The organism is Dorea sp. OM07-5, from assembly GCF_003481355.1.
Lineage (GTDB): Bacteria > Bacillota > Clostridia > Lachnospirales > Lachnospiraceae > Dorea_D > Dorea_D hominis.
In genome coordinates this window covers 21301-41045 of the sequence record NZ_QUKZ01000009.1, presented here as the reverse complement: position 1 = coordinate 41045, position 19745 = coordinate 21301, and the positions used below count along the sequence as shown (strand labels likewise).

The following is a 19745-nucleotide window of genomic DNA, read 5'->3' as shown; positions in this document are numbered from 1 at the left end:
AGACGAGGTGGCAAGAAAATTTGACCTGATTTCAGAGCTGTATGAAAGAACCTGTTTTGCAGTTACAGACAATCCGGTAAACTGGCAATCGTTTCTGAAAACAGCAGGCAGAAATTTCAGGCTCCGATTTGATGAACAGCTTCTCATTTATGCCCAAAGACCCGACGCAACAGCCGTGCTTGAAATCGAACGATGGAACGGTACTTTCGGTCGCTGGGTAAACCGAGGAGCAAAGGGTATTGCCGTATTTGAGGACACAGACAGAAGCCGTCAAAGGCTGATTCATTACTTTGATATATCGGACACCCACGAAAGTCGACATTCCCGCCCTGTTCCGATTTGGGAGATGAGACCCGAATATGAAGCAGAAGTTATTGAAACACTTGAAAATACTTTCGGTGCGGTAAACGATACAACGAGTATTGAAAATGTCGTCAAAGAGAGCATTGCCAATGCCGTTGAGGATAACATCGCAGACTATATCTCCGACTTTATGAGTTTGGGTGCAGGAAGCGATATTGAGTATTTGTCTGCCGACGAAGCAAATGCCTTGTATTTGGAGCTTGTCAGAAACAGCGTATCATATATGGTTATGGCACGATTGGGACTGAACGCAGACAAGGTCTATTCTCCCGATGACTTTGCCGGTATTTCAAGTTTTAATTCACAGGAAGTTCTCAATGCGGTGGGTATTGCTACAAGCGACATTGCAGAAATGGCGTTGCTCCCTGTCAGCAGAACAATCAGCACGCTCAGCAAGGAAAATCGCATAATTGATGAACAGGAGCAATCCGAATACAATAAAGACATCAAAGACGAAAGGAGTCAAAGCGATGAGCGAAATCACATACACGATGGTGGGAGATTACAATCTTCCGAACCTGAAACTGCCGGAGCAGACGGAAGTGACTCTCGGCAGATGGTCGCAGATGAGGAGAACTTATCTGAAGGAACATCACAAAATCCTGTACTACAATCTTCTGACGAAAGGGATTCTGAACAGTCACTTGGCGGAGGTTCAGCAGAGAGCCAGCGAACTGGAGGAAACTCTCGTGAAGCAGATGGCACAGAAAGCCGGGCTGACGGAGCAGATGAAAGCGGAAGATATGATGAAGTGGGTTCGCCTGATGAACAACATCAGGAACTCGGCACAGGAAATCGTGAAGAATCAGGTAATATTCGCTTAGAGTATTACGACAGAAACCACGAGGACAAGAGCCTGCCGTTTTTCGGTGGCGATGATACTATCCGAGAGATACTCGGTACTACCCCGCATTTGTCCGCTTCAAAGGAAGAAATCAAAGACTTCTATGAGAGAAATACGGACAATGCGACCCGTACCGAATATATCAAGGGTATCTTCAATAACGACTACACCCGGCTTACCTTAAACGACGGCAGGCTTGTGGGATACAAAACATTTCAGAATGTCCTCCACTTGTGGGAGGGTGAATACGAAAACAGAACCGCTCAGAGTTTCTACGACTGGGGCGTTATCGCACAGCATTTTGAAGCAATGAGACTTTTGGGAGAATTGACCGATACAATGAAACCGATTCCGTCTATGGACGGTCAGTTGACTCTCATTATGGGAAATCAGGCAGAGGAACAAAAAACCTCTGCCTTTACTTTTTCTCAGGAAATCATAGACGCTGTATTGACCCGTGGAAGCGGAGTTTCCGAGGGTAAAATGCGTATCTATGAGCAGTTTGAAAAGAGCATTTCCGCAAAAGAGAACGCCGACTTCTTGAAAAACGAATACGGTTGGGGCGGCTCTTATCCGGTCATCATCGGTGCAGGCATTGACGAACAGCACGACGGAAAAGGTATCACAATTTCAAAAGGTATCGGAAGCGACAAGCCGCACATTACTCTTTCTTGGTCTCAGGTGGAAAAGCGTATCGGAGACCTTATCCGTATGGACAGATACCTAAACCCAAAGGAAAAAGAAAAGTACCCTGAATGGCTTGAAAAGCAGGAAGAACGGCGAGCCGAGCTTGCAGAGCAGAGAAAAAACCGTGAGATACTTTCTACCGCACCGCCTGAACCTGAAAACAAAGAGGACGAGCCGGAAGCGCAGTATGAATATCATCTCGGCGACAGCGTGTATATTGGGGCTTCTCAGTATGAGATTTTGTCCTTTGATGAAAACCGTGTAATGCTCTATGACTTCGATATGCCCTTATTCAACAAGGAACTTTCAAGGGAAGAATTTGACCGCAAAGTGCGTGAAAATCCGATGAACGACCACTTGAAGGTCAGTGTATTACCGGCGGAAGAAAAAACCGTTACAGGCGAAAATAAAGCTCAAAACGATACTGAAACCGTACCGGATTTCAGTCCGAAAACCGGTTATGACGACGCCTTCTTTATTGACCGGGACAATGAAAGTGTAACTTGGATGTACTATAACCCCGACAGCAATGCCGGAGGTCAGTATGTTACAAATACTCTTTCTTTTGACGAGATACAGCAAGTCGCACGGGAGTATGACTCGGCAGAGGATTTCTTTGATTATCTCGGTAGCATTGCAAATCAGGAGCTTGCCGATGTAGGTACGGAATGGTTTGTGGACGCAGACCGAGAATTTCACAGGACACCGGATTTGACCGACTGTACCTCTGCCACAATGGAAGCTCTTATTGAAAACACTGAAAGAGCTGATATGGTGGCAACAAATATCGGGAATGTACCGATTGAGGATTACAGAGAAATCGTTGCTACTCAAAACGGTTTTGACAGCGATGAGGAAATGTATAACGAGGGTGTTCGTATCGGCAACGGTTACGACAAAGAGCCTGAACCGATTGTCCCCGCTTGGGAGCAAAAGAAAAAGTCAAAAGTAAAGAGCTTTGACCTCCACCCGGATATTCCTATGTCCGAACGACACAACTTTGACCTTGCCAATAATCAGGTTGAAGAAGTGAACAAGAAAGAACGCTTCCACCGAAACTATGCAGCAATAAAAGTCCTGAGAGATTGTCAAAACGAAAACCGTTTTGCAACACCTGACGAGCAGAAAATCTTGTCGAGATATGTCGGTTGGGGCGGTATTCCCGAAGCCTTCGACGAACGAGCAGGAGCTTGGCATACAGAGTATGCAATGCTGAAAAACATCCTGACGCCGGAGGAATATGCGTCGGCAAGAGAAAGCACACTGACTGCATTTTACACTCCGCCCGAAGTATCTACCGCCATTTACAAGGTGTTGGAACAGATGGGATTTCAGGAGGGCAACCTGCTTGAGCCGTCCTGCGGTATCGGTAATTTCATCGGTATGCTGCCCAAGTCAATGGAAAACGCAAAGGTTTACGGTGTTGAGCTTGATACCATTTCAGCCGGTATCGCTCAGCAGCTTTATCAGAAATCTTCCATTGCGGCACAGGGCTTTGAGGAAGTAAATGTCCCCGACAGCTTCTTTGACGGCATTATCGGCAATGTGCCTTTCGGAGATTTCAAAGTCTCCGATAAACGATACGACAAGTACAATTTCTTAATCCACGATTATTTCTTTGCAAAATCGCTTGATAAGTTACGCCCCGGCGGTGTGATGGCTCTTGTGACAAGCAAAGGAACTATGGACAAGGAAAACTCCAATGTGCGTAAATATATCGCACAGAGGGCGGAGCTTCTCGGAGCAATCAGACTTCCGAACGACACCTTCAAAGGTAATGCCGGGACAGAGGTCGTATCCGATATTCTGTTTCTGCAAAAGCGAGACAGACTCATAGATATTGAGGCGGATTGGGTTCATCTTGACACCGACGAAAACGGTATAAGGATGAACTCATATTTTGTTCAGCACCCGGAAATGATACTCGGCGAAATGAAAATGGTAAGCGGTCGCTTCGGACCGGAAGCAACCTGTGAACCGTTTGAAAATGCCGACCTTTCGGAGCTTTTGAACGAAGCAGTCTCAAACATTCACGGAGAAATCTCCGAATACGAGGTTGCCGACGAACTGGAGGAAGAAGATAATTCTATCCCGGCAGACCCTATGGTAAGGAACTTCTCTTACACTGTTTTAGACGATAAAATCTATTTCCGTGAGAACTCCCGTATGTCCCCGGTGGAGGTATCTGCAACCGCTGAGAACCGCATTAAGGGTATGATTGGGATAAGAGATTGCGTCCGTAACTTGATTGAACTGCAAACCGAGGATTACCCGGACAGCGAAATCAAACAGGCACAGGATAAGCTGAACACACTGTATGACAGCTTTACAAAGAAGTACGGACTGATTAACAGCCGTGCCAATACTTCTGCCTTTTCCGACGACAGCTCCTATGCTCTGCTCTCCGCTCTTGAGGTTATCAATGAAGATGGCGAACTGGAACGCAAGGCGGATATGTTCTTCAAAAGGACGATTAAACCGCACAAGCCGGTAACGGAGGTTGACACCGCAGACGAGGCTCTCGCTGTCTCTATGGGCGAAAAAGCAGCCATTGATATGGAATATATGATGGAGTTGTCCGGCAAAAGTGAGGAGGAATTATTCGCTGACTTAAAGGGTGTAATCTTCTTAAATCCCCTTTATGAGTACGGTAATTCCTATGAGCCGAAGTATCTGATGGCAGACGAATATCTGTCGGGCAATGTTCGTGAGAAGCTGGCGACAGCCAAAAGGTCTGCGGCACTGTATCCCGAAGATTACACCGTCAATGTGCAGGCACTTGAAAAGGTGCAGCCAAAGGATTTGACGGCAAGCGAGATTTCCGTAAGGCTCGGTGCGACTTGGATACCGCCCGAAATATTCCAACAGTTTATGTTTGAGTTTCTCGACACCCCACGCTATGCACAATGGAATATCAAGGTTCACTACTCTCAGTTTACCGGCGAATGGAACATTGAGGGAAAGAGCTACGACCGTTCCAATGTAAAAGCGTACAGCACATACGGTACTTCCCGCATCAACGCATATAAGATAATTGAGGAAACACTGAACCTGAAAGATGTCCGAATCTTTGACTATATCGAAGATGAGGAAGGCAGAAAGAAAGCCGTTCTCAATAAAAAAGAGACGGCAATCGCACAGGCAAAGCAGGAACTCATAAAGCAGGGCTTTCAGGACTGGATATGGGCTGACCCTGCCCGCCGAGAAAAACTCACGAAGATGTATAACGAAAAGTTCAACAGTATAAGACCCCGTGAGTACGACGGAAGCCACATTGTTTTCAACGGTATGAACCCGGAAATCGAACTCCGTGAACATCAGAAAAATGCGGTTGCACACATTCTGTACGGCGGTAATACGCTGTTAGCACACGCAGTCGGTGCGGGCAAGACCTTTGAAATGGTAGCCGCCGCTATGGAGTCCAAACGACTGGGACTTTGCAATAAGTCGCTGTTCGTAGTGCCAAATCACTTAACCGAGCAATGGGCGGCGGAGTTCTTACAACTCTATCCGGCGGCGAATATTCTCGTAGCGACAAAGCGAGATTTTGAGACAAAGAACCGCAAAAAGTTCTGCGGTCGAATTGCCACGGGAGATTATGACGCCGTAATCATCGGTCATTCTCAGTTTGAGAAAATCCCGATGTCCATTGAAAGACAGAGGGCAATTCTTGAGCAGCAGCTTGAAGAACTGACAGACGGTATTATGGATTTGAAGCGAAACCGTGGAGAAAACTTCTCCATTAAACAGCTTGAAAAGTCTAAAAAGTCCGTGAAACAAAAGCTGGAAAAGCTCAACGACCAAAGCCGAAAGGACGATGTTGTTACCTTTGAAGAACTCGGTGTGGACAGGCTTTTTATTGACGAGAGTCATTATTACAAGAACCTCTATCTTTACACCAAAATGCGTAATGTGGGCGGTATCGCTCAAACGGAAGCACAGAAATCCTCCGACCTGTTTATGAAGTGCCGATACCTTGACGAGCTTACAGGCGGTCGAGGAACGGTATTTGCAACCGGTACTCCTATCTCAAACAGTATGGTGGAGCTATATACCATTCAGCGATACTTGCAGTACAACACGCTTGTCAAAAACAACTTGCAGCACTTCGACTCGTGGGCAAGTACCTTTGGAGAGACTGTAACAGCCGTTGAGCTTACCCCGGAGGGAACGGGTTACAGAGCGAAAACCCGCTTTGCGAAATTCTACAACCTACCGGAGCTTATGGCGATGTTTAAGGAGGTCGCCGACATCAAGACGGCGGATATGCTGGAACTGCCTGTGCCGGAAGCACACTTCCACAATGTTGCGGTCAAGCCTTCGGAAATGCAGAAAGAGATGGTTGCTTCCCTTGCGGAACGAGCCGAGAAAGTCCGTGGCGGCGGTGTAGATTCGAGTGTAGATAATATGCTTAAAATTACAAACGACGGCAGGAAGTTAGCACTTGACCAGCGTATGCTTAACGATATGCTGCCTGATTTTGAGGGCAGTAAAATCAACGCCTGCGTCGATAACATCTACCGTATTTGGGAGGAAACAGCCGATAAAAAATCGGCACAGCTTGTGTTCTGCGACCTCTCAACTCCAAAGAATGACGGAACATTCTCGGTATATAACGACATCAGAAAGAAGCTCATAGAGCGTGGTGTCCCCGAAAGCGAAGTCCGCTTTATCCACGAAGCAGATACCGATGTGAAGAAAAAAGAACTGTTCCAAAAGACCCGTAAAGGCGAGGTCAGAGTGCTTCTCGGCTCTACGCAAAAGATGGGAGCCGGCACGAATGTTCAGGACAGACTTATCGCACTTCACGATGTGGATTGCCCGTGGAGACCGTCAGACTTGGAGCAGCGTTCCGGTCGAATTATCCGTCAGGGTAACTCAAATCCTGATGTAGATATTTACCGCTATGTAACGGAGCAGACCTTTGACGCATATCTCTATCAGCTTGTAGAGGGAAAGCAAAAGTTCGCCAGTCAGATTATGACGAGCAAATCCCCGGTGCGTTCTGCCGAGGATATTGATGAAACCGCCCTTTCCTATGCAGAGATTAAAATGCTTGCCACCGGCAACCCGTATATTAAGGAGAAGATGGATTTGGACATTCAAGTTCAAAAGCTGAAGCTCTTAAAATCCAACTTTCTATCTGAAAAATACGCTTTGGAAGATAAGATAATCAAATATTATCCGCAGCGAATTACAGCTTTGGAAAACCGTATTGAAGGATTGAAGCAAGATGTAGAAACTGCGAAACAGCACCCGAAACCAACGGACGACCGATTTGTCGGTATGGAGGTTAAGGGTGTTTTTTATTCCGAAAAAGCCGACGCCGGTAAAGCAATCATTGAAGCCTGCAAGCAGATGAACAGCCCCGACCCTATTCCTCTCGGCAAGTACCGAGGGTTTGAAACGGAACTGCTTTTTAATACCGCAGAGCGAAATTATGAGGTTCGACTGAAAGGTGCGACAAGCAGAAATGTTCCTCTCGGTGATGACGCACACGGCAATATTATCCGTCTTGATAACGGCATTGAGAGATTTGCCGAGAGCTTGTCGCTTGCGGAAAATGACCTTGAGAACACCACAAATCAGTTGGAAACCGCAAAGAAAGAAGTCCAAAAACCGTTTATCCAAGAGGAAGAACTAAAGACAAAGCTTGCCCGCTTGGACGAGCTGAATATCTTGCTCAATATGGATAAGCGAGAAAACGAAATTGTCGGCGGCGAACCCGATGAGGGCGAAGTGCCGAACACACGAAAGGAGAAAACCTATGAACGATAAAATGACACCCGATAAGGAAAGAGAAAACTGCCCTTGCAGAAAAGCAATCATTAACCCTTTTGACGCAATGATGATGGTTGTGGTCAGGAGACTTGATAAAGCATATCTCGAATTGAAAAGAAGCAAACCGCCCGCAAAGGAAGCAGAATTTGCCCTTAGAAATGCAAAGCTTTCTTTCTACGGAGAGTTGGTTCGACAGAGCATTGAAACGGTGTTTTCGCCGGAAGAAATCATTGCTTTGTATGAAAACGACGACCTTGCGGGAGGTGCTTGGACTGTTTGGAATGACATCGGCTGCCCTGTTGATAAGATACTCATTATCATTGCAAAGCTCAGTATCAACGAACCGATACAGAAAGCGGTTGCCGATTTGCTGATGTAGAACGGCGGTGATAATTATGCCGTATATTGCACCGGAAGTCATAACCGAAGCCAAACGAATGGATTTATTAACCTATCTTAGAGAGTATGAACCGGGCGAGCTTGTTAAATTTTCAAGTAACACCTACACCACAAGAACCCACGACAGCTTGAAGATTTCCAACGGCAAATGGATGTGGTGGTCGAGAGGTATCGGGGGCAAATCTGCCCTCGATTACCTTATCAAAGTCCGTGGAATGGATTTTGTGGAGGCGGTTCAGACCATTATGGGAAACGGTTCAGTCAGCTTTCCGACTTGTGAAAACATCAAAAGTTATGAGAACCAGCCTTTGCTTCTGCCTGAAAAAAGCCCCACTACCGATGTGGTATTTGATTATCTTTTCGGGCGTGGGATTGATTATGAAATTATCAACTACTGCTTGGAACAGAAGCTAATCATCGAGTCGCTCCCATATCATAATGCTGTTTTTATCGGCTATGACGAGAACAAAGAACCTAAATACGCCGCATACAGAGCAACAAATCAATCAAGAATTATGGGCGACTGCACCGGAAGCAAAAAGCAATATTCTTTCCGCCTGACTGCCGAGAACACCGGAGAGGTTCATCTTTTTGAGTGTGCCATTGACCTGCTTTCCTATGCAACTTTGATGAAGCTGGAGGGCAAAGACTGGCGACAGTTTAACCTTGTTTCTCTTGCGGGAGTGTATTCCCCAAAGCAGAAAATCGAGGACTCGAAAGTGCCTGTTACACTCGGCAGGCTGCTTGAAAAGGACAAAACAATCAGGCGAATTGTTCTTCATTTGGACAATGATATTGCCGGAAGAAAAGCGACCAAAGCGTTGCAGACGATTCTTTCAGATAAGTATGAAGTCGTTGACGACCCTCCCCAATATGGGAAAGATGTCAACGACTTTCTTTGTAAACGCTTGGGAATAAAAGATAAAACCGAAAGGAGTTTTGCACGATGAAACTAAAAGAAATCAGAGAAATGTACCCGGAGGGAACGCAGATTGTACTCACTGAAATGGCTGGCGAAAGTCAAATGCCCTACGGTCTGAAAGGAACGGTTAAATTCGTTGACGACGCCGGACAGATTCATATGAGTTGGGAAAACGGAAGCTCCCTCGCCTTGAATATTAACGAGGATACCTTTGAAAAGGTAGAAGCACCTGAGAAGATTTCCGTCATTCTTGTTGAGCCGGGCAGGTATCCGAAGCTCATTGAAATCGAGGATACGCTTGAAGCAATGCAGTCTCTTGTGGAGGGAGATATTGAAGAATATATGCCCTTTGAGGACGAAGTTGCCATCATCTGCAACGATGAAGGAAAGATGAACGGCTTGCCGTTGAACAGGGCAGTTTATTCCGAGCCTGAGAATGTTGAGATGAGTTATCCGCAGTTGAAAGCTCATTTCCGGCAGGCAGAAAAAGAAAGAAACCACACGACCGGATATATTGTTTTTACGGATGACAGCTTTGACAAGCCTTACACAGAGGAACAAAGAACCTATGTTGTCAGCAGTAACAATAAGGCTTTCATTGAGGGTATGGGAGGATATTCTATCTATGCTTCTTCCCTTGACGGCTCGGATAAATGTGTGCGACTGGAAGCGTATATGGCTGATGAACACGGCGGCAAGGATGGTTGGAAGATTGAAAAATGTTATGTGAAAGACGACAGCAACCGTGAAATGCTCGACATTATTGCCGGCAAGTTCTTCATTGCATACGCACCGATTGAGTCGGAAAAGTTCCTCAGTATGCCGAAAGAACTGGCTCGTAAGTACGAGGAAAAGTTCAAATACCCGGAGAGATTTTATAAGTCCTTGGACGGTATTGAAGCAAAGCCGTATAAGCCTGTCTCAAAGGATATGGAGAGATAAGAGTCAATCTATGGGGCAACCCTGAGTGTCTGCATAATCTTAGCGAGCAGACCATTTATGGACAGGAATGTCCAAAACGGTACACTCGTTAGGGGTTGCCCCTAATACCCCAAGCAAGAAAGGAGCATAAGCTTTGCGGGAGATAGTATTGGTCGCCGCCGGGTTACTCATCGGCGGCTTTTTCGGAGTAACAACAATGTGCCTGTTTCAGATAAACCGGGACAGACACTATATTTACAGAAAGGACAGCGATAAAAATGAGCAAGAGAAACATTGAAAAGCACATTCTGATGAACAAGGCAGAAGCTCAGGATTTGCAGAAAAAAGCAAAGCGGGCGTGTCTTTCCGAAGGCGGACTTATCCGTTTGCTTCTCAGAGGATACGAGCCGAGAGAAAAGCCCGATGAAAGATTTTACGATGTTATGCGTGAGCTTTCCGCTATCGGCAACAACATCAATCAGCTTGCGGCGAAAGCAAACACCCTCGGATTTGTGGACGCACCGCAGCTCAAAAAGGAAGCCGAGCGTTGGCACAAGTTTCAGGCTGATGTGGAGCGTACTTTTTTAAGACCCGATAAGAGCGATATGAAATGGCAGTAAGTAAATTGTGGTCGGTCACATCAAGGCTCGGTCAGGTAATCGACTATGCCGCCAATCCCGAAAAGACGGCGGCAGACATTTACACCGAGGAACAGTATCAGGCTCTCCGTGATGTTCTCAGCTATGCAAAGGACGAAGAAAAAACCGAGCGTGAGTTTTTCGTAGAGGGTATCAACTGCAACCCTGCGACCGCAAGAGACCAGTTTATATCTGTAAAAAAAGCATACGGCAAAGACGACGGCATTCAAGCCTATCACGGATACCTGAGCTTTAAGGAACAGGACATATCCCCGGAGCTTGCACAGAAAATCGGAATGGAATTTGCAAACGAAGTGTGGGGCAAAAGATTTCAGGTGGTGGTTACTACTCATCTGAACACGAAACACCTGCACTGTCATTATGTAATAAACTCCGTTTCCTTTGTGGACGGCAAGCGGTTATGGGGCGACGAAAAAGCGTGGTTCAAGTTTCGTTTGGTTGCCGACTGCCTTTGTGAAAAGTACGGACTGTATTACAATCCGAACCCAAACCGCAGTAAGCAATCCTCTTATTACTACAAGCAGGAACAAGCCGGTATGCCGAGCCGATATTCAATGACCCGTGACGCCATTGATGAAGCGATTGCACACAGCACCAACTTAAAGACCTTTGATTATATCCTGACTCAGATGGGCTATGAACATTGTCTCAGCGACAGTCGAAAGTATTGGACGATTGTCCCGAAAGGATACAAGAAGCCGATACGACTTAAATCACTCGGAGAGAATTATACCGAGGACGCAATCAAGCGTAGGCTGACGGAAAATCAAAAGGTTCTTATCGTTCCTTTTGCAAAGGAAACGGTAAGAGTCAGGCAGTACCGAATGCCCACAAGAGAACACAAAGTCAAAAAGGTCGGCGGACTGTATGGGCTGTATCTGCATTACTGCTATAAGCTGGGTTATCTGCCGAAGTACAAAAAACAGAATACCGCAAGGCTTCACTATCTTTTGAAAGAAGATTTGCTGAAGCTCGACAAAATCACTCAGGAGACAAGGCTGCTTGGACGGGAGAACATTTCTACCGACGAGCAGCTTTTCTCATATAAAGAGTCCGTGTTGTCGCAAATCAAATCCTTGACTGACGATAGAACGCACCTGCGAAAACAGTTAAGAAGAAATTTGAGTGACGATGAGCTATCAAATGTCAAAGAGCAGATTACGGCAATCACGAGCAAGCTGTGGACTCTCCGCAAAGAGGTCGGTCTTTGTGATGACATAGCCGAAAGGTCAAAGGTTATTGAAGCCAACCTTGAAACGGTAAGAGTTTACGAAGAAAAACAAGAACGAAAGGAGCAGAACCGTAATGACAAACGGAGGTGATGCGGCAGAACAGGTCGTCAGGCTATCGCTTGAAGGCTTTGAAGTAGCCGCAAAATTAAGCGGAGCGGCAGCAAAGAATATTGCCGTTCTTTTAGTCTCTGTTCTCAAACAGGAACAGAAAACAAAAGGCAAGGCTCGACTTACTAATATGATTAAGTCGGGCAAGGAGCTGAAGGTGTTTTCTATCCCCAACAAGGACTTGAAGAAGTTTACCGAGCAGGCAAAACGCTACGGCGTTCTCTACTGCGTACTCAGGGATAAAAACACAAAGGGCGATAATGTCCCGATTGATATTATTGCCCGTGCAGAGGACGCTTCCAAAATTCAGAGAATCGTTGAGAGATTTGAACTCGGTAAAGTTGATAAGGCTGCGATTGTCACCGAGTCTCAGAAGGCTGTCGAAAAGCGTGAAGCTTTGGAGAAAGACAAGCCGACGAAAACCAAAAACGAAATCATCACTGAGGAAGCCGTCAGAAAACCTATTCAGAAAGAGGGGTATTCCCAGTCAAACCCCACAGTCGCCAAAACGGACAAAAACCCTCCGTCAAGGCACGACTCCGAGCCGGTAGATATGCAAACTGATAAGGGTACTGTAAGCGACAGACAGAGAAAGCCGTCGGTAAAAGCAAAGCTTGACCGATATAAGGCACAGTCCAAGCAGCAGAAAGAAGCAGAACGCAAAGAGCCGGAGGTATCAAAGCCGGAAGTCAAGAACGCCCCGGCACAGACCGTACACCAGCAGCCGAAACCTAAAAGCAAAAATGTGAAAGAGAGGTAATCACAATGACAAACAATTTTACCCCTGCTAAGGCAGGACAGCAGAGCAAACGACTTTCCAAAGAGGAATATGCCGAGAAGATGAAGGCTGAAAAAGAAGCCGTATATCAGATGGCGGACGACACCGCAAAGGCGATTGTTTCCGACCCGGAAAAGTTCAAAGCCTTCCTTGATACGCAGAGCCGTCTTGACAGATACTCTGCGGTCAACGCACTTCTGATTTTCAAGCAGCTTCCCGAAGCAAGCCAGCTTAAAAACTTTGATGACTGGAGCAAAGATAATGTGAAAATTCAGAAAGGTGCGAAAAGCATTTCCATTCTTGAACCTGTCGAGTATGCAAAGAAAGACGGTACGACCGGCATTTCCTACAATGTGAAAAAGGTCTTTGATGTTTCGCAGACCAACGGCAAAAGACCGCCTGCACCGACTGTCAACCGTGACCCGAAAGCACTCATTACCGTTATGCTGGATTCTTCCCCGGTTGAAGTGGAAGCAACAAATGAGCTTCCGTATCCCAATATGGCGGCGTTTTATAACAACGAGGAACAGACCTTGTATGTAAAGCGTGATGTGGGAGACAGCGTAGCGGTCGCTCAGTGCGTAGCACAGGAGCTTGGCCACGCACAGCTCTCTATCAACAGCGACAGTTACAGCAGAGCGGATATGGGCTTTCAGGCAGTATGTATCGGCTATATGCTTTGCAAAAAGTACGGCGTCGATACACAGAATTTTGCTATCAACCGTATCCCTGAAAAGCTCGCCGGCAAAGAGCCGAAGGACATTCGCTATGAGCTTTCCAAAACGAGAAACGCAATGGCGGATATTCACTCCCGTGTTTCCGATGAGCTTTACAAGAAAAAGCAGGAACGAAGCAAAGACTACGAAAGATAAGGTGAGACTATGGCGAAGGAAGAAATGTATCATATCGCATTGGACGATTATGAACACGGCATTATTATCCGTTCTCTCAACGACGAGAAAACAGATTTGATGAACGAGGGCAAATCTACCGATGCGGTGGACGACCTTATCATCAAGGTCGGAACTGCCCCAAAGAAAAAGTTCAAAGTTATCGAAAAGGAACGCTCCTGTGAATCGAGATAACGAGAGGCAGTCTGCTATTATTCTTTCCGTCATCGGTATTATCCCGGTCGTATGGCTGGCACTTCTGATTGCACCCTCTGTAAAAGGAGGATTGCCGGAAATACTGCCGAGCCTATTAACAGCGTTCAACGAACCATTTCATATTGAGCTATGCGAGGACAGCCTAAAAACTGTCCTCGTTTTGCTTCTCTGCTATGCAATGGGTATTGGGATTTACTTCTCAACACAGAAGAATTACCGAAGGCGTGAAGAACACGGTTCTGCAAAATGGGGCAATGCAAGAGCCGTAAACAAAAAATACAGACAGTCTCCGGCTTCTGCAAATAAGCTGATGACGCAAAATGTCTGTATCGGACTCAATGCAAAGAAACACCGAAGAAACTTAAACACCCTTGTGTGCGGCGGTTCGGGAGCCGGTAAGACAAGGTTTTACTGCAAGCCGAATCTTATGCAGTGCAACACATCATTTGTCATTCTTGACCCAAAGGGCGAAATTCTCCGAGATACCGGAAAGCTGCTTGAAAGCAAAGGCTATGAAGTCCGTGTTCTCGATTTGATTTCAATGGAGAAAAGCCATTGCTATAACCCGTTTGTCTATTTGCAGAATGACAACGATGTGCAAAAGCTCGTGACGAACCTTTTTAAGAGTACCACTCCGAAAGGAAGTCAATCACAAGACCCCTTTTGGGATACCTCGGCTTCAATGCTTTTGCTTGCACTTGTATTTTATCTTCATTATGAAGCACCCGAAGATGAACAGAACTTTGCAATGATAATGGAAATGCTCAGAGCCGGTGCGATTGAGGACGAGGAGGACACAAGACCTTCTCCTCTTGATGAACTGTTTGCGGAATTGGAGATGTCGAATCCCGACCACATTGCTTTGAAGTATTACCGTTCCTATCATTCAGGTGCGGCGAAAACCTTAAAGTCCATACAGATAACCCTTGCGGCAAGACTGGAAAAGTTCAACCTTGAAAGTCTTGCTTCTTTAACCACCACAGACGAGCTTGACCTCCCGTCACTCGGAGAGAAAAAGGTCGCTCTGTTCGCTTTGATACCGGATAACGATTCCAGCTTTAACTTCTTGGTATCTATCCTTTACACACAGCTTTTTCAGCAGTTGTTTTATGCTGCCGACCATATTCACGGCGGCTCGCTTCCCGTTCCCGTTCATTTTTTGATGGACGAGTTTGCGAATGTTTCACTCCCTGATGACTTCGACAAAATTCTTTCGGTTATGCGTTCCCGTGGGGTATCGGTAAGTATTATCTTGCAGAACTTGGCACAGCTTAAAGCCTTGTTTGAAAAGCAATGGGAAAGCATTGTAGGTAACTGCGACGAGTTTTTATATCTCGGCGGCAACGAGCAAAGCACCCACAAATATGTGTCCGAGCTTCTCGGCAAGGAAACCATTGATACCAACACTTTCGGAAAAAGTACCGGTCGAAGCGGCAACTACTCCACAAATTATCAGATTAGCGGTCGAGAGCTTCTTACTCCTGATGAGGTTCGTATGCTTGATAACCAATATGCAATTCTGTTTATTCGTGGAGAACGCCCCGTTATGGACTTCAAGTACGACATCTTGAAGCACCCGAATGTGGCACTTACAACCGATGGAAAGGCTTCTGCATATAAACACGGCGAAGTGACCATCAAGCACTCATCAATTTCCGTTCTTTCTATTGACCCGGAAGAACTTCCGGAGGAAAGCTACGGAGAAACCAATTACGAACTTCTGTCCGATGAGGATTTTGAAGTGAATAAAAACTTATTTTAACGGAGGAAAACACAATGAACATTTTTAAGAAGAACAACGAAAAGAAAACTACTCAGAAGCTGCCTATGACCGGAAAGGTTCAGAAAGGCTTCCGTGCTTACTGCGCCGTAATCGCAGCAGCAACTCTTGTTTGCGGTATGAGCGTTACCGCTTTTGCCGCCAGCGACCCGATTACCGTAGTCAACAATCTGTCCGATTTCATCTTCGGTCTTATCCGTGCCATCGGTCTTATCCTGCTTGGCTTCGGTATCGTTCAGGTCGGTCTCTCTTTGAAGTCTCACGACCCGTCTCAGAGAGCCAACGGTTTCCTGACTCTTGCAGGCGGTATCATCATTACCTTTGCAAAGGAAATCCTTACCCTTATTACCGGTTAAGAGAACACAGTTATCAAACGGGGCATACCTGGCATTTCAGGTATGCCCCTAATCTTAAAGGAGGTGCAAACAGATGAGTGATAACTGGGTAGTTCAGAACCTCGAAAATGCCCTTGAAACTTGGAACAGCAAGCTTTCGGAAATATGGCAGTTGCTAACCACTTCGCCGCAACAGTTCAAAGGCGGCAGTATTTGGTCGGTAATGGTGAATATCAACGGAGCAGTTCAGGCTATCGGTCTTGCCCTGCTTGTTCTGTTTTTTGTTGTCGGTGTGGTTCGCACCTGCGGAAGTTTTACCGATGTAAAGAAACCGGAACACGCATTAAAGCTGTTTATCCGCTTTGCCATTGCCAAAGGTGTGATTACCTACGGGCTGGAGCTTATGCTTGCCCTGTTCGACATCGTACAAGGTACGATTTCAACCATTATGACATCTGCGGGATTCGGTACGCCCAATCAAACAACTTTACCTGCTGAAATGGTAACAACCATTGAAAGCTGCGGATTTTTTGAAAGTATCCCATTGTGGGCGGTTACTCTTATCGGCGGACTGTTTATCACGGTCTTGTCGTTCATTATGATAATGACGGTGTACGGACGATTTTTCAAGCTGTATATGTACACTGCTCTCGCTCCGATACCGCTTTCCACATTTGCCGGAAAACCGTCGCAGAATGTGGGTAAGAGCTTTATAAAGAGCTACTGTGCCGTTTTGCTTGAGGGAGCAGTAATTGTACTTGCTTGTATCATCTTCTCCCTATTTGCTTCTACGCCGCCGGTAGTGAACCCTGACGCAGCAGCCGTTACTCAGGTATGGGCATATATCGGCGAACTGGTATTCAATATGCTTGTGCTTGTCGGTGCGGTTAAGATGAGCGACCGAATTATCCGTGAAATGATGGGCTTATAACGGGAGGTTCTCTGATGAAGAAAAACAAGAATAATAACGATAGATGGCAGGGCTATACGCCTGCCGACTGCGACTGCAAATATTGTGTGTATTACGGAGGAAAGAAAAACGGCAATGTGATTTGCCTTGCGGACACCTGCGTCTGCTCTGATGAAATCCGTCACGCAAAACAAGCATATCGCAGAGAAAGGAGCTTTTGATGGAAGTCAAAATTAACCGAGAGATACGAAATTACACAGAGTCAATGTTTTTTGGACTGTCGCTCAGACAGTTCATTTTTTCTGTCCTCGCCTGTGCGGTAGCGGTAGGACTTTACTTCCTCCTAAAACCGTACCTCGGAACAGAAACTGTATCGTGGGTGTGCATTTTGGGAGCTGCCCCTTTTGCGGCTCTCGGCTTTGTGAAATACAACGGAATGACGGCTGAGAAATTTATATGGGCGTGGATAAAGTCCGAGTTCCTTATGCCGAAAAAGCTGGTCTTTCATTCCACCAACACCTATTACGAATTGATGAAACCGACAATCGAACAAAAACAGAAGGAGGCTTATAAGAACAATGATTAAAACTCTTACAAACCTGTTAAAGCAGGACAAAGAAAAGTTCGTAGTACCAAAGGGCGTACAGGATTGTATTCCCATTACCGCTATTTATGATGACGGCATTTTCCGTGTAGGCAAGGACAAGTATTCCAAAAGCTTCAAGTTCACGGATATTAACTATGCCGTAGCGAGCCGTGAGGATAAGGAAGCAATGTTCCTTGAATACTCCGAGCTTCTCAACTCTCTTGACAGCGGAGCTACTACAAAGCTGACTATCAACAACAGACGGCTTAACCGTCTTGACTTTGAGAAAACCATTCTTATCCCCGAAACCGGCGATGAGCTTGATGTTTACCGAGAGGAATATAACAAAATGCTTCTCGACAAGGCAACCGGGGCAAATGCCATCGTTCAGGATAAATATGTTACTATCTCCATCAATAAAAAGAGCGTGGAGGACGCACGAACCTATTTTGCCCGTGTCGGTGCTGACCTGATTGCCCACTTTGCAAGACTCGGAAGCAAATGTGTGGAGCTTGAAACCGATGAGAGACTGAGAATTGTCCACGATTTCTTCCGTGTCGGGGAGGAAACCGCCTACCACTTCAATATTAAGGAAACGAGAAAGAAGGGACACGATTTCAAGGATTATGTTTGCCCCGATACAATGGAATTTGAAAAGGACTACTTCAAAATGGGAAACCGTTACGGGAGAGTCCTTTTTCTTCGTGAGTACGCTTCCTATATCAAGGACAGTATGGTAGCCGAGCTTACCGACCTGAACCGCAACCTGATGATGTCCATTGACATCGTACCTGTTCCTACCGATGAAGCGGTGCGAGAAGCAGAGAGCAGACTGCTTGGGGTTGAGACGAATATAACCAACTGGCAGAGAAAGCAGAATCAGAACAATAACTTTTCCGCTACCGTTCCGTATGATATGGAACAGCAGAAAAAGGAAATGAAGGAGTTCCTTGATGACCTTACCACTCGTGATCAGCGAATGATGTTCGCTGTACTCACTATGGTTCATACTGCGGACTCCAAAGAACAGCTTGATAACGACACCGAAGCTCTGCTTACTACGGCAAGAAAGCATTTGTGCCAGTTTGCCGTTCTCAAGTATCAGCAGATGGACGGACTGAATACGGCTATGCCCTTTGGAACACGCAAGATTGACGCATTCAGAACCCTTACCACAGAAAGCCTTGCGGTCTTTATTCCCTTCAGGGTTCAGGACATTTACCACGAAAACGGCATTTACTACGGTCAGAATGTCATCAGTAAAAATATGATTATTGCCGACCGCAGACAGCTACTCAACGGCAACTCTTTTATTCTCGGCGTATCCGGCGGCGGAAAATCCTTTGCGGCAAAGGGTGAAATTGAAAATATCATTCTTTCCTCCAATGCAGATGTTATTATCATAGACCCTGAGCGAGAGTATTCGCAGCTTGTAAAAGCTCTCGGCGGCGAAATAATCAATATTTCCGCTACTTCTCCGAGCCATATCAATGCGATGGATATGAACAAGGAATACGGCGACGGAGCAAACCCGGTTATCCTGAAATCCGAGTTCATTATGTCCCTTTGCGAACAGCTTATCGGCGGTACAAACCTCGGAGCAAAGCAGAAATCTATCATCGACCGTTGTACGGCAAGTGTTTACCGAGACTATCAGCAGAGAGGATATACCGGTACTGTTCCTACCTTGCAGGATTTTCGTGCGGAGCTTTTGAAACAGGACGAGCCGGAAGCAAAGGAAATCGCCCTTGCTATCGAGCTGTTTACTCACGGTTCTTTGAATACCTTTGCAAAGCCAACCAATGTTGATACGGATAACCGACTTATCTGTTATGACATTCTTGACCTCGGCAAGCAGCTTATGCCTATCGGTATGCTTGTCGTCCTCGACTCTATTCTGAACCGTATTACACAGAACCGTGCTAAAGGTAAGCAGACCTTTATCTTCATTGATGAAATCTACCTCCTGTTCCAGCACGAGTATTCTGCAAACTTCCTGTTTACGCTTTGGAAGCGTGTAAGAAAGTACGGCGCTTATGCCACCGGCATTACACAGAATGTGGACGACCTTTTGCAGAGCCATACAGCGAGAACTATGCTTGCAAACAGCGAGTTTTTGATTATGCTCAATCAGGCGTCAACCGACAGAATTGAGCTTGCAAAGCTCCTTAACATTTCTGACCTCCAGCTTTCGTATATCACGAATGTTGACGCAGGACACGGATTGATTAAGGTCGGCAGTTCGCTTGTGCCGTTTGCAAATAAGTTCCCGAAGAATACGAAGCTGTATAAGCTGATGACAACCAAACCGGGCGAGGGTGCATAACCCTTGCC

The 19745-nt window shown here is 46.1% G+C and carries 16 protein-coding genes; all 16 read left to right on the top strand.

Annotation, left to right across the window (positions count from 1 at the left end; all coding sequences use genetic code 11):
• Positions 1-7 precede the first annotated feature (7 nt).
• Complete coding sequence (locus DXC04_RS16100; RefSeq protein WP_118660940.1) at positions 8-7672, top strand: N-6 DNA methylase; 7665 nt, start codon at positions 8-10, stop codon at positions 7670-7672.
• Positions 7662-8054, top strand: a complete 393-nt coding sequence (locus tag DXC04_RS10020) for a hypothetical protein (protein ID WP_014635901.1) — start codon at positions 7662-7664, stop codon at positions 8052-8054. Before DXC04_RS16100 ends, DXC04_RS10020 begins: the two co-directional genes overlap by 11 nt.
• 16 nt (positions 8055-8070) lie before the next feature.
• Positions 8071-9024 (top strand): DUF3991 and TOPRIM domain-containing protein, encoded by a 954-nt coding sequence (locus DXC04_RS10015; RefSeq protein ID WP_024721691.1) that lies wholly within the window; start codon positions 8071-8073, stop codon positions 9022-9024.
• Positions 9021-9938, top strand: coding sequence for a DUF3846 domain-containing protein (locus tag DXC04_RS10010; protein WP_102364678.1), 918 nt, complete (start codon positions 9021-9023; stop codon positions 9936-9938). The genes DXC04_RS10015 and DXC04_RS10010 overlap by 4 nt, the downstream gene beginning before the upstream one ends.
• Positions 9939-10071: 133 nt before the next feature.
• A complete protein-coding gene (locus DXC04_RS16285) occupies positions 10072-10215 on the top strand; it encodes a DUF3789 domain-containing protein (protein ID WP_081721142.1) in 144 nt (47 codons plus the stop codon).
• Positions 10196-10537 (top strand): plasmid mobilization protein, encoded by a 342-nt coding sequence (locus DXC04_RS10000; RefSeq protein WP_024721689.1) that lies wholly within the window; start codon positions 10196-10198, stop codon positions 10535-10537. Before DXC04_RS16285 ends, DXC04_RS10000 begins: the two co-directional genes overlap by 20 nt.
• The gene (locus DXC04_RS09995) at positions 10528-11898 is read left to right on the top strand and encodes a relaxase/mobilization nuclease domain-containing protein (RefSeq protein WP_024721688.1); all 1371 of its coding nucleotides are present in this window, start codon (positions 10528-10530) and stop codon (positions 11896-11898) included. The genes DXC04_RS10000 and DXC04_RS09995 overlap by 10 nt, the downstream gene beginning before the upstream one ends.
• Entirely contained in the window at positions 11882-12676 is a 795-nt protein-coding gene (locus DXC04_RS09990) for a PcfB family protein (RefSeq protein ID WP_003525219.1), read from the top strand. Before DXC04_RS09995 ends, DXC04_RS09990 begins: the two co-directional genes overlap by 17 nt.
• 5 nt (positions 12677-12681) lie before the next feature.
• Positions 12682-13566: a hypothetical protein gene (locus tag DXC04_RS09985; RefSeq protein WP_015573064.1), complete on the top strand. Its 885-nt coding sequence runs from the start codon at positions 12682-12684 to the stop codon at positions 13564-13566.
• Between the two features lie 9 nt (positions 13567-13575).
• On the top strand, positions 13576-13779 hold the full coding sequence (locus DXC04_RS09980; protein ID WP_002606285.1) for a hypothetical protein: 204 nt from the start codon (positions 13576-13578) through the stop codon (positions 13777-13779).
• The gene (locus DXC04_RS09975; protein ID WP_024721685.1) at positions 13766-15562 is read left to right on the top strand and encodes a VirD4-like conjugal transfer protein, CD1115 family; all 1797 of its coding nucleotides are present in this window, start codon (positions 13766-13768) and stop codon (positions 15560-15562) included. The genes DXC04_RS09980 and DXC04_RS09975 overlap by 14 nt, the downstream gene beginning before the upstream one ends.
• A 14-nt stretch (positions 15563-15576) precedes the next feature.
• Positions 15577-15936 (top strand): glutamyl-tRNA amidotransferase subunit A, encoded by a 360-nt coding sequence (locus DXC04_RS09970; protein ID WP_014635894.1) that lies wholly within the window; start codon positions 15577-15579, stop codon positions 15934-15936.
• A gap of 73 nt (positions 15937-16009) precedes the next feature.
• Positions 16010-16846: a hypothetical protein gene (locus tag DXC04_RS09965; protein WP_118660939.1), complete on the top strand. Its 837-nt coding sequence runs from the start codon at positions 16010-16012 to the stop codon at positions 16844-16846.
• 14 nt (positions 16847-16860) lie between these two features.
• A complete protein-coding gene (locus tag DXC04_RS09960) occupies positions 16861-17046 on the top strand; it encodes a hypothetical protein (protein WP_015573063.1) in 186 nt (61 codons plus the stop codon).
• Positions 17046-17411, top strand: a complete 366-nt coding sequence (locus DXC04_RS09955; RefSeq protein WP_015573062.1) for a PrgI family protein — start codon at positions 17046-17048, stop codon at positions 17409-17411. The genes DXC04_RS09960 and DXC04_RS09955 overlap by 1 nt, the downstream gene beginning before the upstream one ends.
• Positions 17404-19737 (top strand): VirB4-like conjugal transfer ATPase, CD1110 family, encoded by a 2334-nt coding sequence (locus DXC04_RS09950; protein WP_015573061.1) that lies wholly within the window; start codon positions 17404-17406, stop codon positions 19735-19737. The genes DXC04_RS09955 and DXC04_RS09950 overlap by 8 nt, the downstream gene beginning before the upstream one ends.
• The last annotated feature ends 8 nt before the right edge of the window (positions 19738-19745 follow it).

Excerpts from the sequence above, each read along its gene's own strand:
- DXC04_RS10010 (WP_102364678.1), top strand. The coding sequence starts at position 9,021 with ATGAAACTAAAAGAAATCAGAGAAATGTACCCGGAGGGAACGCAGATT.
- DXC04_RS09955 (WP_015573062.1), top strand. The coding sequence starts at position 17,046 with ATGGAAGTCAAAATTAACCGAGAGATACGAAATTACACAGAGTCAATG.
- DXC04_RS09990 (WP_003525219.1), top strand. The coding sequence starts at position 11,882 with ATGACAAACGGAGGTGATGCGGCAGAACAGGTCGTCAGGCTATCGCTT.
- DXC04_RS09985 (WP_015573064.1), top strand. The coding sequence starts at position 12,682 with ATGACAAACAATTTTACCCCTGCTAAGGCAGGACAGCAGAGCAAACGA.
- DXC04_RS09965 (WP_118660939.1), top strand. The coding sequence starts at position 16,010 with ATGAGTGATAACTGGGTAGTTCAGAACCTCGAAAATGCCCTTGAAACT.
- DXC04_RS10020 (WP_014635901.1), top strand. The coding sequence starts at position 7,662 with ATGAACGATAAAATGACACCCGATAAGGAAAGAGAAAACTGCCCTTGC.
- DXC04_RS09995 (WP_024721688.1), top strand. The coding sequence starts at position 10,528 with ATGGCAGTAAGTAAATTGTGGTCGGTCACATCAAGGCTCGGTCAGGTA.
- DXC04_RS09980 (WP_002606285.1), top strand. The coding sequence starts at position 13,576 with ATGGCGAAGGAAGAAATGTATCATATCGCATTGGACGATTATGAACAC.
- DXC04_RS09970 (WP_014635894.1), top strand. The coding sequence starts at position 15,577 with ATGAACATTTTTAAGAAGAACAACGAAAAGAAAACTACTCAGAAGCTG.
- DXC04_RS09950 (WP_015573061.1), top strand. The coding sequence starts at position 17,404 with ATGATTAAAACTCTTACAAACCTGTTAAAGCAGGACAAAGAAAAGTTC.
- DXC04_RS10015 (WP_024721691.1), top strand. The coding sequence starts at position 8,071 with ATGCCGTATATTGCACCGGAAGTCATAACCGAAGCCAAACGAATGGAT.
- DXC04_RS10000 (WP_024721689.1), top strand. The coding sequence starts at position 10,196 with ATGAGCAAGAGAAACATTGAAAAGCACATTCTGATGAACAAGGCAGAA.
- DXC04_RS09960 (WP_015573063.1), top strand. The coding sequence starts at position 16,861 with ATGAAGAAAAACAAGAATAATAACGATAGATGGCAGGGCTATACGCCT.